The organism is Deltaproteobacteria bacterium, from assembly GCA_016235345.1.
Classification (GTDB): Bacteria; Desulfobacterota; Desulfobacteria; order Desulfobacterales; family Desulfatibacillaceae; genus JACRLG01.
The window spans coordinates 206,467-220,958 of sequence record JACRLG010000015.1; the positions used below are offsets into that span (position 1 = coordinate 206,467).

At 57.8% G+C, this 14,492-nt stretch carries 13 protein-coding genes; 5 read left to right on the forward strand and 8 right to left on the reverse strand.

Features of this window, described 5'->3' with window-relative positions:
* Positions 1-68 precede the first annotated feature (68 nt).
* From HZB23_08240 to HZB23_08270, 7 genes are all read right to left on the reverse strand, one after another.
* Entirely contained in the window at positions 69-974 is a 906-nt protein-coding gene (locus HZB23_08240) for a DMT family transporter (GenBank protein MBI5844642.1), read from the reverse strand.
* Positions 975-1,095: 121 nt separating this feature from the next.
* Positions 1,096-1,395: a hypothetical protein gene (locus HZB23_08245; GenBank protein MBI5844643.1), complete on the reverse strand. Its 300-nt coding sequence runs from the start codon at positions 1,393-1,395 to the stop codon at positions 1,096-1,098.
* Positions 1,396-1,523: 128 nt separating this feature from the next.
* Positions 1,524-2,873: a phosphomannomutase/phosphoglucomutase gene (locus tag HZB23_08250; protein ID MBI5844644.1), complete on the reverse strand. Its 1,350-nt coding sequence runs from the start codon at positions 2,871-2,873 to the stop codon at positions 1,524-1,526.
* Positions 2,874-2,912: 39 nt separating this feature from the next.
* Positions 2,913-4,346 carry an RtcB family protein gene (locus HZB23_08255; protein ID MBI5844645.1) on the reverse strand — a complete coding sequence of 478 codons (1,434 nt, stop codon included), beginning with the start codon at positions 4,344-4,346 and terminating at the stop codon, positions 2,913-2,915.
* 24 nt (positions 4,347-4,370) lie between these two features.
* The gene (locus HZB23_08260) at positions 4,371-4,784 is read right to left on the reverse strand and encodes an archease (GenBank protein MBI5844646.1); all 414 of its coding nucleotides are present in this window, start codon (positions 4,782-4,784) and stop codon (positions 4,371-4,373) included.
* Positions 4,785-4,822: 38 nt separating this feature from the next.
* Positions 4,823-5,590, reverse strand: a complete 768-nt coding sequence (locus HZB23_08265) for an endonuclease/exonuclease/phosphatase family protein (protein ID MBI5844647.1) — start codon at positions 5,588-5,590, stop codon at positions 4,823-4,825.
* A 55-nt stretch (positions 5,591-5,645) separates the two neighbouring features.
* Positions 5,646-7,520, reverse strand: a complete 1,875-nt coding sequence (locus HZB23_08270) for a phosphatidylserine/phosphatidylglycerophosphate/cardiolipin synthase family protein (GenBank protein MBI5844648.1) — start codon at positions 7,518-7,520, stop codon at positions 5,646-5,648.
* A gap of 129 nt (positions 7,521-7,649) precedes the next feature.
* Between HZB23_08270 and HZB23_08275 the strand changes: the two genes are divergently transcribed.
* From HZB23_08275 to HZB23_08295, 5 genes are all read left to right on the forward strand, one after another.
* Complete coding sequence (locus tag HZB23_08275) at positions 7,650-9,332, forward strand: FAD-dependent oxidoreductase (GenBank protein MBI5844649.1); 1,683 nt, start codon at positions 7,650-7,652, stop codon at positions 9,330-9,332.
* A 116-nt stretch (positions 9,333-9,448) separates the two neighbouring features.
* Positions 9,449-10,381, forward strand: a complete 933-nt coding sequence (locus HZB23_08280) for a class I SAM-dependent methyltransferase (GenBank protein MBI5844650.1) — start codon at positions 9,449-9,451, stop codon at positions 10,379-10,381.
* A 197-nt stretch (positions 10,382-10,578) separates the two neighbouring features.
* Positions 10,579-11,334, forward strand: coding sequence for a basic amino acid ABC transporter substrate-binding protein (locus HZB23_08285; GenBank protein MBI5844651.1), 756 nt, complete (start codon positions 10,579-10,581; stop codon positions 11,332-11,334).
* Positions 11,335-11,397: 63 nt separating this feature from the next.
* Positions 11,398-12,186 (forward strand): amino acid ABC transporter permease, encoded by a 789-nt coding sequence (locus HZB23_08290; GenBank protein MBI5844652.1) that lies wholly within the window; start codon positions 11,398-11,400, stop codon positions 12,184-12,186.
* Positions 12,173-12,913, forward strand: a complete 741-nt coding sequence (locus tag HZB23_08295) for an amino acid ABC transporter ATP-binding protein (GenBank protein MBI5844653.1) — start codon at positions 12,173-12,175, stop codon at positions 12,911-12,913. The genes HZB23_08290 and HZB23_08295 overlap by 14 nt, the downstream gene beginning before the upstream one ends.
* A 240-nt stretch (positions 12,914-13,153) precedes the next feature.
* On the opposite strand, the gene mltF is transcribed toward HZB23_08295, so the two are convergent.
* A partial coding sequence (gene mltF / locus HZB23_08300) for a membrane-bound lytic murein transglycosylase MltF (protein MBI5844654.1) occupies positions 13,154-14,492 on the reverse strand: 1,339 nt, incomplete at its 5' end.

Genomic DNA, 14,492 nt, shown 5'->3' on the forward strand with positions numbered 1-14,492 from the left:
TTACACTCAAAGATACATATTATAAAAAAAATAAAAACTTTTCAATAAATAAAGCGCTTGGATGCGCCTCACCGGCGTTTTAAGGCCCATTGGCGATAAATGGGCCACAACTGGGAAAAGAGCATGCCTGTAAAAATGAGCGCCGCGCCCAGCATGGCCCGCGAGCCAAGTTTTTCATCAAGATAGAGCCAGCCGGCAATCAGCGCGAAAACGGCCTCAAGCTCCATGATGACAGCAGCGTGGGCGGGAGGAGCCTCCTTCTGGCCCATCACCTGGAACGTGAAACCTATGGCCACCGAGCCTATGCCGCCGAAAAGAAGAGGCCCGGCTGAAGCCCATATTCCGCTTAAGGTTATCTCCTCGAAAAAAAGCGCCATGACAAAAGACAGGGCCGAGCACACCGAAGCCTGGATAAAGGCCAGAACAAAGGAGTCCACGCGCGGGGACAGCCAGCCCATGAAAAAGACGTGGAAGGCCCAGGCCACGGCGCAGGCCATTACCCAGCCGTCGCCGGGGGCAACGGTGAAATCCTCCGTCACGCTCATCAAAAAAAGCCCCCAGGCGGCCAAAGGCGCTCCCAGAAAGGTTCCGGCGTCGGTCCTGGGGCCTTTTACCAGCGTCAGAAAGGGCACGATGACCACATAGAGCCCGGTTATGAATCCGGCCTTCCCTGCAGTGGTGTAGACAAGGCCCACCTGCTGGAGATTTATTCCAACAGCCATGAGAACCCCGGCCACAACCGGTCCCCAGATGTAGAGCCTTGGGGTCCATCCCGGAACCAGGTCGAAGCCCTTTCTCTTGCGCCCGAAAAAGGCCAAAGGCGCTAGGCACATGGCCCCCAGGGCGAAACGCGCGCCGGAATAGGAATACGGCCCCATGTGCTCCATGGCCATGCGCTGGGCCACGAAGGTCGCGCCCCACACCACGGCGGCGGCGAGAAGTAGCAGATTTGCCCTTAATATGTTTTTATTCATGAGAAAAAAAACGGTCGGGAAAACCGGCTTGGGTTTTCCCGACCGTAACGCCTTTCGCCATCAAAAAACTATGAAAAAGCTCACCCGATATCAAAAATAAAGCCAAGCGACCGACTTTTAGTCACTCTTCCGGGCCGAGGTCAAGCCCCAAATCCTCGTCGTCGGAGAGGCCGCCGGTTCCTGCCATCTTGTAGCTTTTTACAAGCACGGCCAGCGCCCCTTCCTTGTCCTTGCCTATTATGCAGGTTATCGTAAGCTCCTCGTTCAGAAGCTCCAAAAGATCGTTTCCCCTGCCCTTGAGTAAAACCTTGTACGAGCGCCCGCCACTCTCGAAGGCCAGGGCGGTCACGTTGTCGTCAGCGTCAAAGGCGGTGGGAACGACTGTACCCGTAAGCTTTGACTCCGTGGGTTGATCCGCCATGATTATCTCCTCGCCTTGGGTTCCGGGTGGGGGGACTACATGCCGAGCATTTGCTCTATAATCATAATATCACAACATGGCCGGTCAAAGTCAAGACGGGCGCTTTTGACTTTCGCCCAAGGCCGGAATCAGGACTCCCGCATCTTTTTGACCACCGCCTCCACCTCGCTTCTGATTTCCGCAAGCCGGGCCTCGGAAAGGGCCTCGAACCGCAGCACCAGCACGGGCTGGGTGTTGGAGGCGCGCACCAGCCCCCATCCGTCCTTGTAAAGGACTCGTACGCCGTCGATGTCTATAACCTTTTCCCTGGCCTTGAAATAGGCCGTCACCTTTTCAACCACGGAAAATTTTATCTCGTCCGGGCATTCGACCCGAAGTTCCGGTGTTGAATAGGTCTTGGGAACGTCGGCCAGAAGCTCGGAGACCTTTTTGGTTCCGGCTGCGACGATTTCGAGAATCCGGCAGGCCGCGTAGGTGGCGTCGTCGTAGCCCAGGTAGCGGTCTGCGAAAAACACGTGCCCGCTCATTTCCCCTGCAAGCTCGGCATGCTCCTCCTTCATCTTGTTCTTGATGAGGGAGTGCCCGGTCTTCCACATTATGGGCTTTCCGCCGTGGGCTGCTATGTCGTCGTACATGGTCTGGGAGCACTTGACCTCGGAGATCACCACCGCGCCGGGTTTGCGGGAAAGGATTTCGCGGGCGAAGAGGATTAAGAGCTTGTCGCCGTAGATCATCTCGCCGTTTTCGTCCAGAACCCCTATGCGGTCGCCGTCGCCGTCAAAACCTATGCCTATGTCGCAGCCCTTTTCCTTCACCAGGGCCGCCAAATGCACGTTGTTTTTAAAAACCGTTGGGTCCGGCGAGTGGTTGGGGAACCTTCCGTCCGGCTCGCAAAAAATGTCGTGAACAATCATGCCAAGGCCCTTCAATATCGGAACCGCCGCCACGCCCGCAGTGCCGTTTCCGGCGTCCACGGCAACCGTAAGGGGCCTTGAAATTTTGATGTTGCCCAAAAGATATTCTTTGTAGGCGGGAACCACGTCCGCCTTGGACAATTTACCCTTGCCGCTGACGAAAACGCCCCCGGCGGCGATTTTTCCCACCTCCTGAATCTGGGGGCCGTAGAGGGTATCCAAGCCGCAGCAGATTTTGAACCCGTTGTATTCGGGCGGGTTGTGGCTGGCTGTCACCATGACCCCGCCCTCTACCTTCAGGTGATGCACCGAAAAGTAGAAGACCGGGGTTGCGACCTCGCCTATATCGATCACGTCGCAGCCGGAATCAAGCAAGCCTTGTGCGATCTGACCGGCGAAGGAGGGCGACGAGAGGCGGCAGTCCCGGCCAAGGGTGGCTGTCCTGTTTCCTTCGCGCAGAAGGTAGGTTCCTATGGCCCGCCCAAGGGTGTAGACGTCGGCTTCGGAGATGTCCTTGTCAACAAGTCCCCTTATGTCGTATTCGCGGAAAATCTGCGGATTCATGATCGTCCTCCCTTGGGTGTTCAATCAGTCAAATTAAAATCAGCCTTTAACGACTATGACGGGCTTAAGCCGAGCCACCTTATGGCTGATTCCGGCCCGGTGAACGACCTCCACAACATCGCTTACGTCCTTGTACGCCTCGCTCACCTCCTCGTGAAGGGTGAGGCGTCCGGTCCAGCGCACGATTATGCCCTTTTCGGCCAGTTCCTCGTGAATGGCCCGTCCCCGGCTTTCCTTTATGGCGGCGTTGCGGGACATGAGCCTTCCCGCGCCGTGGCAGGTGGAGCCGAAGGTATCGTCCATGGCCTTTTGGGTGCCGGACAGAACATAGGAGTAGCGGCCCATGTCGCCGGGCACCAGTACCGGCTGGCCGGTCTTGCGATAGGCCGCCGGAACGTCGGCCCGGCCCGGCCCGAAGGCGCGGGTTGCGCCCTTGCGGTGAACCACGAGCCGCCTTTCCTTTCCGTCCACCGTATGCCGCTCCCTTTTGGCGATATTATGGCACACGTCATAGACAAGGCGCATGGAAAGGTTCCTGGGCGATATGGAAAGCGTCCGCATGAGGGTTTCCTGGGCCTGGTGCATGAGTATCTGCCTGTTGGCCCAGGCATAGTTGGCGGCGGCGGCCATTGCGCCGAAGTAGCGCCGGCCTTCGTCAGATTTAAAAAACGCGCAAGCAAGCTGCCTGTCGGGAACCATGAAGGGAAGATTTTTCGCGTTCTTGGTCATCAAGCCAAGATAATCGTCGCAGACCTGATATCCAAGGCCGCGCGAGCCCGAATGAAGAAGCACGGTCACCATGCCCTGGCTGAGGCCGAAAACCTCGGCGGTCGCCTCGTCGTAAATCTCGTCCACCACCCCGATTTCCAGAAAATGATTGCCTGAGCCAAGGGTTCCCAACTGGTCGACGCCGCGCTTCAAGGCCCTGTCGCTCACGGCCTCCTGGTCGGCCCCGGCCATTGCCCCGCCCTCTTCGGTGTGCTCGATATCGGAGGCGCTTCCCATGCCGTGCTCCACCGCCCAGCGGCTGCCCTGGATCAGAACCTTTTTCTGGTCGGCCTTGTTGAGCTTCACGAAGCCGGTTGAGCCCACCCCGGACGGAATGGCCGCAAAAAGTGCGTCCGCGAGCTTTTCGAGCTTTGGCCTTATGTCATCCATCACAAGGCCGGTGGCCGCAAGGCGCACACCGCAGTTGATGTCGTAGCCCACGCCGCCGGGGGAGATGACGCCGTCCTCCTCATCGAAGGCGGCCACGCCACCAATGGGGAATCCGTAGCCCCAGTGGATGTCCGGCATGGCGAGAGACGCTTTTACGATGCCCGGCAGCGTGGCCACGTTGGCCACCTGGACCAGGGCCTCGTCGGCTTCCAGATGGGGCAGGAGGGCCGCGCTGGTATAGACGATGCCCGGAACCCTCATGTAGCCGTTTTTGGGCAGCAGAAGGCGGCAGTCGTCAATAATTTCGGTTTCCATATGGGCCATGTTCGTGAAAAATCCCTATACGTCAAAGACTATCCGGGCCTCCCACCGTCCGTCAACAAGGTCAGCGGAAGCGTTATGATAGGTTACGGCCTTAATCTCCTTGTACACCGGATGGAGCTTCGGGTCAAAGGAAACGGCCAGGGCGGACGACTTGATGGCCGTATCGGACAGCTTTTCAATTTCGACATCATGCACAAAAAGCCCGTCAACCACGAAAAGACCGAGTATTTCCCTCAGCCAGTTCACCATAAGGTCCGCCCTGTCGTCGCCTTCCGCCGTGATTCTCACGGACTCGCCGCCCGAAAGAAGAGACGGGTCCGTGATGAACGAAACCATAGCGCGGGCGGCCTCCAGGAAAAGTCCTTCGCAGGTTTCGGCGGTGATTTTGGCCGCGTAATCCGCCGTGTGGGAAATCAACTCAAAGGGCATGGTGATGCTTTCGGTATTTTGGCTGAATTGAGGATTATTCAGATTTCAAGAACCGCCTTCACCGGAAAATGATCGGAAGGATAACGGCCCTCGAAGGAGTCCCGGATTATGGCCTTTTCTGCCACTCCCGAAAAACCCCGCTGGAAAATCCAGTCTATTCGGCCCTTGTCCGGGTCCGCCGAACCAGTGAAGCCGTGGTGGGTGCCCGAGTTGAAATCGGGGTCGGACTGGTCGAACACGTCTGTTAAGGGCCGGTCGCATTTTTCGCCGGAGGCGGTGAAAACCCTGTAACACGGGCTTAAGGGACGGGCGTTGAAATCTCCCATCAATACTGTGGGGCAGGAATACCCGGAAAGCTTATCCATGATGAGGCCTGCGCTTCTTGTCTGCACGCATTCGGCGAAATCGAAATGAGTGTCGCCGATGACCATTTCGCGCCCGTCCCGCTCGTAACACCCGATGGTGCACTGCCTTGGCCAGCGGCTTTCCGCGAACCTCGAAGGAATTTCCGGCGTGGCGCTCAGGTAAAAATGCAGGAACGAGGAAAGATTCCAGCCGGAGGCGCTGTAAATGACGTTGTTCTGCCAGAATCGGGGAGCATCCGGGCGCACGCCGGTCACAAGGTAACCGGGCAGGACCTCGGCCAGAAACCCGGCCTGGAAAACATTGGCCTCCTGAACCGCCAGAAAGTCAGGCCGGTGGGCATCAAGAAGGCTTTCCACCGCAGCCTTGCGATTTTCCCAGGAATTTTCGCCGTCGTTGGCCAAGCCGAATCTAAGGTTCAATGTCAGGAAAGACACCCTCATCAGGACTTCCTTTTTCCAATCTTAATTTACGCCAACTGCCGCCACCGACCGACCGCTAAAACAGAAGAGTGACCAGCCGGGCCGCCTCCATCCTGGTCTTGTGGGCCTGGCAAAGGGCGTCGTAACGCGATTTGGTTACAGGTCTCGTGAGGCTTTTCACGCGGGACCGGAAAAGAGCCTCCCTGTTTGCCGCAAAGGCCGGGTCTGACACGAAGGCGATATTTTCCGATTCTATGTAGGAGCTTCGCAGGGACAGGTTGAACGAGCCCATGGCAGCCATTTGGGAGTCGAACAGAAACTCCTTCTGGTGCATGTAGGGCTGGGGGGCCTTCGGGTTTGGGTTGGGTCTCATTTCGTGAATTTTGACACCGGCCCTTATAAGGTCGCCCATGGCGTTCAGGGAAATGAAGTAACCCGTGGCGAAGCTGGTTTCGCGGCTGGTTTCTGCGGAATTGGTGATTATCTCCACGTTGACCCCGCGCCGGGCCGCGTCAATTATCGCGTCCTTTAGAAGGCAGTCAGAAAGCGCCAGGTACTGGCTGTAGGCCAGGAAACTCTTCCGGCAGGCCGCTATGGAGAAAACCAGGGCCTTCAAGGCGCTGTAGTTCCTGTTCCAGGGGGCGCTTTGAACGAACATCACTGAGAGCCCGCCCTCTTCCGTGGCCGGGGCCCCAAATCGGGCCGGTGAGTGAGGCGGGGCGTCCGGGGGATGGAGGTAATTCCAGGTTTTGGCGAACCCGCCTGCGATCTCGCCAACAACCGGGCCTTCCAGGTAGAGGTCGGAGTCCAGCCAGCGCGTGAAATAGCGGTCTTCCAGGTTCCTTCCGCCAACCAGCGCGCTTTTCCCGTCCGCCAGAAGGATTTTTTCGTGAACGGCATAATCGAGAAGAGGAAGGGCGGGAAGCCCGCCCGGACCCTGGTACCGGCTTCGTATCTGCTCGGAAAGCGAAGCCGTGGGCTTGGCGCGGGCGGCAGAAATCGCTGACCTGGAAAGCCAGTGATCGGGAACCCGTTCGGCCCCGGAAGGGGGCTTTTTGGCGGCGATGTCCCTGCCTGACGGCACTATCACGTGCATTTCCCCAGCCCGCATGGAAGACAGAAGCCCCTTGAAAAGAGGATCTGTGGCGGCGGCCTTCCCATCCCTTATGAGGTTTCCAAGAAGCTCGTGGGTGGAAAGCCTCAAGGTGCTCAGGGGCGACGTGGAAACCTGGGTGTCGGCGTTAAGGACCACGTTGACCTCCACTCCGGCCCTGGCCCTTTCGAGCAGGTGATCCATGAACTTCCCGTCCGCAAGGCCCTGATCGAAGGTGTAACATTCCAGATTTATCTGCCTGCGGGCGTTTCTAACCATCGACAGGCGGCGCTCCAGGGCCTTGGGGCCGCTGTCCAGCACCTCCACCCGGTTTCCCCCAACGAAGGAGCCGTTTGCGAAGCGGCCTATCTTTTTCATAAAGGCCGATGTGCCGATGGCGGGCATGGCCGGATTTCTGCGGAACGCGACCGAGAAAACGGCCCGGCCCTGGCCAAGGTTTCCTGCGGAGTCACGGGCAAGAATGGGAATCCGGTAAGTACCTGCGTCAACGAGAAGCGGAATGGCGGCCACTGCCTCGTAGGAGCCCTCGGCTGAGCCTGATACGGTGGCCCGTGGGGCGGGTGAAAGGGTCGTTATCCCGCCCATCAGGGTATGAGAAAAATCCGCCCATACGGCCGTGATCCTGGTGTTGGGCCTGGTTGAAAAAACCGTGCACCGGATGCCGATCGAAGCCGTTCCGTCGTTGGATACACTGGCCGGAGTGGCTTTTTCGTCTTTCACCACAACCAAAGGACACAGGGCGTAGGCATCCTTTGCAGGCCCGCCGCCGGGCTGGGCCAGGACTCCTGTTGCCGAAAAAACCAAAAAGAGGGAAATGGAAAGGAGGTATTTTTTCATTGTTCCGTCTGATTGATCTGATTGATATGTTCTTGCATTTTAAATCCCATTATTGTTTTTACTCCAAAGGGCGACAGCCTCAAAAAAGACCGAAATACAAGCAACATTTTGAAAGGAGCCGCAAGGGGCATGGATTCAAAAAAAATCGTCATTGTGGGCGGAGTGGCCGGAGGCGCGTCATGCGCGGCTCGCGCCCGCCGCAACTCGGAAAAGGCGGAAATAATAATGATCGAGCGAGGGCCCTTCGTGTCCTTCGCCAATTGCGGTCTTCCATACCACGTCGGAAACGTCATCCGCAAGGAGGACGACCTTCTGGTGGCCACGCCGGAGCTTTTCCGCAACCGCTTCGCCATTGAGGTCCGAACCCGGTGCGAGGCCGTCTCCATCGACCGGGAAAACAAGACGGTGGCCCTGAAGAATCTCGTGACGGGCGAGGAATACCGGGAATCCTACGATGTCCTGGTGCTTGCACCGGGCGCGTCGCCTTTCAGGCCTCCCATTCCCGGAATGGACCTTCCCGGAATCTTCACCCTTCGCAACATCCCGGACACACGCGCCATCCGCGAGTGGGTAAAGGCCAAGCACGTCAAAAGGGCACTTGTGGCCGGGGCTGGTTTCATCGGCATGGAAATGGCCGAAAACCTCATTCACAGGAAAATCGCGGTAACGGTGGTGGAGCTTGAAAAACACGCCCTTCCCGCCCTGGACCCGGAAATGTCCTCGCCCATCCAGGATGTTTTGGCCAAGTACCAGGCCGACCTTAGAACCGGCACCGGGGTATCCTCCATAAGCCAGGGGCCTTCGGGGCTTTTGGTCAAACTGTCCGACGGAGATGAAATTGAGACGGACATGGTCCTGATGTCGGTTGGAGTACGCCCGGAAACCGCTCTGGCCAGGGGCTGCGGCCTCGAAGTGGGAGTGACGGGCGGCATAAAGGTGGACGGCTTCATGCGCACCAACGATCCTTCCATCTACGCCGTTGGAGACGCAGTGGAGGTGAACGACCGCATAACCGGGCTTCCGAGGCTTCTGGCCATGGCGGGTCCCGCCAACCGCCAGGGCAGGCTCGCAGCGGACGTGATACTTAACGTAAACGACAGAAAGCCCTTTGCCGGCGTGATAGGAAGCGCGGTGTGCGGTGTTTTCGAGGTGACGGCGGCTATGACCGGCCACACGGAAAAATCCCTTGCCCGGTGCGCGGCCCAGGGTAAGGCCATACCCTACGATACGGTAACCTGCCATCCGCCCCACCATTCCACCTATTACCCAAACGCCGAACGCATGGCCTTAAAGCTCATTTTCGGAATCGGGGACGGAAAAATACTCGGGGCCCAGGCGGTTGGAGGCGGCGGGGTCGCCCGGCGCATCGACGTCATAGCCTCCTACATCGACCAAAACGGCACGGTTTACGATCTTGAGGACGCAGAGCTGTGTTACGCGCCGCCCTTCGGATCGGCCAAGGACCCCGTGAACATCGCGGGGATGATAGCGGCCAACGCCCTAAGGGGCTACTCGCCCATCGTCCACTGGACCGATCCCCTTCCGCCGAAAACCATACTGATAGACGTGCGCGACCCCGACGAAACGGTCAGGCAGGGTTATGCGGGCGGGGCACTGCTCATTCCCCTTGAAACCCTGCGTAAAACCTTTTCCGAGCTTCCCAAAGACAGGCAAATCTGGGTATACTGCCAGATCGGACAACGCGCCCATTACGCGGTAAGGCTCCTTAGGGAAAACGGCTACGACGCCAGAAACGTCACCGGCGGCTTCACCACCTATATTCACCATGAGCCGTTTTACGATCTTCCTTAAAGCCTCTTGCAAAAGCGATAACTTAAGCGTCACGCTTCAAATCCGGAATTTGAAGGAAATCAGCCACGGGGCGGGGCGGCTGTCCGAGCCCCCCCCATAAATCAAGGGGGGACTCCATGCTTCAAATGAGGGAGACGGGCTTCACCGCTCACAGCGAACTTGCCGCAGAGGAATCTTTTCCGCCATCGTGGCAAAGCATGGAAGAACTCTGCGCCACGGCTGACAGGTGGATAAAGGGGGTGAGGGAGCGGCGCAGGATTATAGCCCGAAAACGGGGCCGCCTTCTATCCATGGCCGACGCCTTTGACCGGGCCTTGCGGACAGAAGAGCTGGAACACCTGGATGAAGAGGATTTTCCCACAAGCAAGAAATGGAAAATGGTATCCGGCATCCACCTGCTGAACCTTTCGCTTTTTACCTATCACCGGATATTCTGGCTCCTTGAACCCCTAATAAGGGACCTTGCTGAAAAAAAAGGGCGGCCCGTCGAGCTTCTGGAGCTCGCCTGCGGGTCGGGCGAATTCACCCTGGGGATGGCCCGGCTGGCCAAGAAAAAGGGCCTGCCGGTGGTCCTTACGGGAAGCGACTACATACCGGCCTACGTGGAAATGGGCAACCGGAACGCGGCCAGGCGGAAACTTCCCGTCTCCTTCCGGGAGGTCAACGCATTCGACATGCAGGCCGTTTCCCCGGGCGAATTCGATCTCATGTTCATCAACCAGAGCATCCACCATTTTTCGCCCGGCCAGATAGCCATGATGATAGCCCAGTCGCGCCTTTTGGGAGCCGACGCCTTTTTCGGCTTCGACGGGCTCCGAAGCATCCAGGTGCTCCTGGGCCTGCCCCTGCTCACGTCCCTATCTCTTCGGGCCTACATGGTTCACGACGCCCTGATTTCGGCCCGCAAGCTCTACAGCGACTTCGAGCTTTCCCTCATCGCCCGCATGGCGGCCCCGGATTCGCCCAACATGACGATCCATTCGGTTCCGCCGACCCACACGGCCCTCATAGTGCGCCACGATCTCGCCCCGTGCGGGCCAGCGGCATGAAACGCAGCCAAATCAGAATGATTTCCGGGTTATTCTGCCAAGTTTGATGTTGCACACCAAAATTCAATAATGCTACATGTAACCGGATATTCGCCCGCCGCCAAACCGGATTTAAGCAAAGGCGGGCAGACGCGTCACGGAACTTTGATCAAACGGCGTTCATCAATAAAAAGGGCATGAAAAAAGGAGGACGGAACATGGCAAAAAAGATTTTGGCGGCGCTTCTCATTGTCGCAGTGGTCTGCGGAGCGGCCTTTGCCGCAGGCAAAAAACGCACCATCACCTTTGCGACCGACGCCACCTGGCCCCCCATGGAATTCATGGACGCCAAAAAGCAGATCACAGGCTTTTCCATTGACTACATGACTGCTGCAGCCAAGGAAGCGGGCTTTGACGCCAAATTCCAGGCCACGGCATGGGACGGCATCTTCGGCGGCCTGGAAGCCGGCCAGTACGACGCAGTTTGCTCCTCGGTCTCCATCACCGAGGAACGCAAGAAGACCATGGCTTTTTCCGAGCCCTACTACCAGGTGAAGCAGGCCGTTGTGGTGCCCAAGGGCAAAAAGATCAAGGCCCTGAAAGACCTTGCTGGAAAAGACGTTGGAAGCCAGATATCCACCACCGGCACCTTTGCGGTGCAGGAGGAAAAGAGCGTCAAATCCAAGACCTACGACGATGTGGGACTCGCCTTTGAAGACCTGTACAACGGACGCATCGCGGCTGTTGTCTGCGACGACGTCGTCGCCAGCCAGTACGCCTTAAGAACCCCCAAATACTCCGGCAAGTTCGTGATCGGCCTCGTGATCCAGTCCAAGACCGCCGAATATTACGGCATTGCGGTGAAAAAGGACAACGCCGAGGTCCTGGCCCTGGTCAACAAGGGCATCGCGGCGGTTAAAAAAAAGGGTATAGACAAGAAGCTCCAGCAGAAATGGATGGGCGGAAAAAAGTAAGGAAATCCGCATGAAAAACCCGGCCCCGAACCATCCTGGGGCCGGGTTTTTTGCGAAAAAACCATGAAAGAAAATCAAAAAACCGTAATTGACGTGGGCGATGGCGCAGCCATACCCACCCGCAAGGACCGCGACCTTTTCACAGCATGGCGCATAGCCTTCGTGGGTGCGCTTTTCGCCCTGGTCGGCCTTGTCTCGTTCAACCCGGAAGTCTACTGGGAAGGCTTGAAGTATCTTTCGGACGGCGTTTTGATCACCTTCCAGGTGACCCTTGCCTCCATATTGTGCGCCCTCATAATCGGGCTTTTCGTGGGACTTGGGCGGGTTTCCAGAATCCGGGTCATTGCGCTCGCCGCCTCCACCTACGTGGAAGTCATCCGGGGCATCCCTCTTCTTGTCCAGCTTTTCTACATCTATTACGCCCTGGGCCAGTTCGTGAAAATCCCGCCGCTCCCCTCCGCCATCATCGCCATGAGCATCTGCTACGGCGCGTACATGGGCGAAATCTTCAGGGCCGGAATCGAATCCATAGACAAGGGCCAGACCGAGGCGAGCCTGTCGCTCGGCATGAACCGCTCGGAAACCATGATCTACGTGGTCCTGCCCCAGGCGCTCCGCACCATTCTGCCGCCCGTGGGCAACGAGTTCATAGCGCTTCTCAAGGACTCGTCACTTGTCTCGATAATCGCGGTCGCCGACATTCTGCGCCGGGCCAGGGAATTTTCATCCACCAGCTTTTACGTTTTCGAGACCTACACCCTGGTGGCGGTGGTTTATCTTCTGATTACGCTCATTCTTTCCAAAATCGTGGGCGTCATGGAGGAAAGGCTTGGACAGCATGAGCGGCGATAAGCCCATAATAAGCATCAAGAGCGTTTACAAGCGATACGGAGCCTTGAACGCCTTAAACGACGTGAGCCTCGACATTTATCCGGGCCAAAGGGTGGTCATAATCGGGCCGTCCGGGAGCGGCAAGAGCACCCTTTTGCGCTCCATAAATCGGCTGGAAACCATAGACGCCGGAACCATAGAGGTATTCGGCAGGGATATTTACTCGCCAACGGTAAACATCAACTTGATGCGCCAGGACCTGGGCATGGTGTTTCAGAGCTTCAACCTCTTCCGCCACAAGACCGCGCTTGCCAACCTGACCCTGGCGCCCATGAAGCTCCGAAAGACCCCCAAGGCGGAGGCGGAAAAAAACGCCATGAGCCTTCTGGAAAAGGTGGGAATCGCCGAAAAGGCCAATCATTACCCTTCCCAGCTTTCGGGCGGACAGCAGCAGAGAGTGGCCATTGCCCGCGCCCTTGCCATGAATCCAAAGATAATGCTTTTCGACGAGCCAACGAGCGCCCTTGACCCGGAAATGATCGGCGAGGTCCTGGAGGTCATGATAAGGCTTGCTCGGGAAGGCATGACAATGGTGGTGGTGACCCACGAGATGGGCTTCGCCCGCGAGGTGGCCGACCAGGTGGTTTTCATGGAACAGGGCCGGATAATCGAGTCAGCCCCGCCGGACCGCTTTTTCAAGGACCCGGATCATCCGAGGCTTAAGCAGTTCCTCTCCCAAATCCTCTGACAAAAGACCGTCCAAAAACGCGAACTGCTGCGTTGTGCTTCGCCTCGCGGCTCGGTCACGTACAAACATCCTGATTTAGCCCAAGAACTCTGCGATTTCTTGGGCGGGTACGCTCACTCGCCACTCGCTCGCACGCCTTGCATTTCATCGTTTTTGATCGGTCTTTAGGGACGATCGGGAGCTGAAAAAATATTGGCATTTGCAGGAAGGCCGGTTGCGCGGGAGAATATTGGCGGGAAGTCAGGAGGTGGGAAGGAGTTCGACCGCCGCCTCCTGTTGGGTTGCAAGGTGTCGGCGGCGGCTTTTTTTTGCGGCCTTTGCCTGATTCAGCCTCAGCTTGGGAAGCCTTGGCGCGCCCTTGCGCTCCAGTATTTCCTTGTAACTGAAAACCTTGCCCACGTAGCGGACGGATTCCGCCCCCCGTGCGTAGCCCAGTGGAAGTTTGCGGTGATATGCCTTGAGGGACAGGAGGGGCAGCACGTCCTTCATGTCGTGCCAGCTGTTCGGGTTCTTGCCCATGCGCCGGGCGAGTTTCCGGGCGTCCTCAAGATGTCCGGGGCCGATGTTGTAGGCCACCAGGGCGTAGCGCAGGCGGTTTTCGTTGCCCTTCACCCCCTTTGGCACCTCACGCAGGAGCCTGGCAAGATAGCGGGCTCCTCCCCTGATGCTCTGGTCGGCATCATACGGATCGGTGATCCCCAGGCTCGCAGCGGTCCTGTCCGTAATCATCATCAGGCCCTTGACTCCCAGGGCGCTTCTGGCGTCCTCGTCCCATAGCGATTCCTGGTAAGCCACGGCGGCCAGCACCTCCCAGGCGATTCCGTGATCCCTCGCGGCCTTCTGAAACTTCAACTCCAACTGGGGCAGACGTGTTCTCACCCTCTGGTGAAAGGCCGACGAATCCTTGTGCCCAAGCGACTTCGGGTGCCCGTAATACTTCTCCTTCAGGCCAAGGATCAGCTTTCGGGTCTTGTTCTCCTCCATGAAAAGATAAACCCTGGCCAGAAGATCGTCCTGCCCCTTGCTGACCGCCCAGGCGAGAGGATATTCCGGGGCCAGGGAAAAGGCCGCCACCACGGACGGATAGGTTCTGCGTTCAATGGAGACCAGGTTGGAGTCCAGAACCGCGAAATCGGCCTTTCGCTCTGAGACCATCCTTAGAAGGTCCACGGCCTTTGAGCCGGGAACCGTGAACCACGTTAGCTTCGGATAATGCGCCCTGAATTCCTCCAGCAGGTACTCGTGATAAGAGCCTTCCACCACTGCGACCTTGTGTTTCACAAGCCCTATGACGCTTCTGCATGAAGGCCCAGCCGCCCTGCATACGACCTGGGGCTCCGTGGTGAAATAATCCGGCCCGAAGCGCACCCTGCGCTCCCTTTCCGGCGTGCGGGCAAGCCCGGCAGCAGCTATGTGGCCGACACCCGCCTCCATTGCCCGGATAACGTCCTCTTCGGTGTCAAGAACCTTGAATTCGGCCTTTACACCAAGAAATTTTGCGAAAGCCGTGGCCAAGTCATACTCGAACCCGGTCGGCCCGCGCGAGTTTTCAAGATAGGTAGATGGCGACTCGCGTGTA

Excerpts from the sequence above, each read along its gene's own strand:
- HZB23_08240 (MBI5844642.1), bottom strand. The coding sequence starts at position 974 with ATGAATAAAAACATATTAAGGGCAAATCTGCTACTTCTCGCCGCCGCC.
- HZB23_08245 (MBI5844643.1), bottom strand. The coding sequence starts at position 1,395 with ATGGCGGATCAACCCACGGAGTCAAAGCTTACGGGTACAGTCGTTCCC.
- HZB23_08250 (MBI5844644.1), bottom strand. The coding sequence starts at position 2,873 with ATGAATCCGCAGATTTTCCGCGAATACGACATAAGGGGACTTGTTGAC.
- HZB23_08255 (MBI5844645.1), bottom strand. The coding sequence starts at position 4,346 with ATGGAAACCGAAATTATTGACGACTGCCGCCTTCTGCTGCCCAAAAAC.
- HZB23_08260 (MBI5844646.1), bottom strand. The coding sequence starts at position 4,784 with ATGCCCTTTGAGTTGATTTCCCACACGGCGGATTACGCGGCCAAAATC.
- HZB23_08265 (MBI5844647.1), bottom strand. The coding sequence starts at position 5,590 with ATGAGGGTGTCTTTCCTGACATTGAACCTTAGATTCGGCTTGGCCAAC.
- HZB23_08270 (MBI5844648.1), bottom strand. The coding sequence starts at position 7,520 with ATGAAAAAATACCTCCTTTCCATTTCCCTCTTTTTGGTTTTTTCGGCA.
- HZB23_08275 (MBI5844649.1), top strand. The coding sequence starts at position 7,650 with ATGGATTCAAAAAAAATCGTCATTGTGGGCGGAGTGGCCGGAGGCGCG.
- HZB23_08280 (MBI5844650.1), top strand. The coding sequence starts at position 9,449 with ATGCTTCAAATGAGGGAGACGGGCTTCACCGCTCACAGCGAACTTGCC.
- HZB23_08285 (MBI5844651.1), top strand. The coding sequence starts at position 10,579 with ATGGCAAAAAAGATTTTGGCGGCGCTTCTCATTGTCGCAGTGGTCTGC.
- HZB23_08290 (MBI5844652.1), top strand. The coding sequence starts at position 11,398 with ATGAAAGAAAATCAAAAAACCGTAATTGACGTGGGCGATGGCGCAGCC.
- HZB23_08295 (MBI5844653.1), top strand. The coding sequence starts at position 12,173 with ATGAGCGGCGATAAGCCCATAATAAGCATCAAGAGCGTTTACAAGCGA.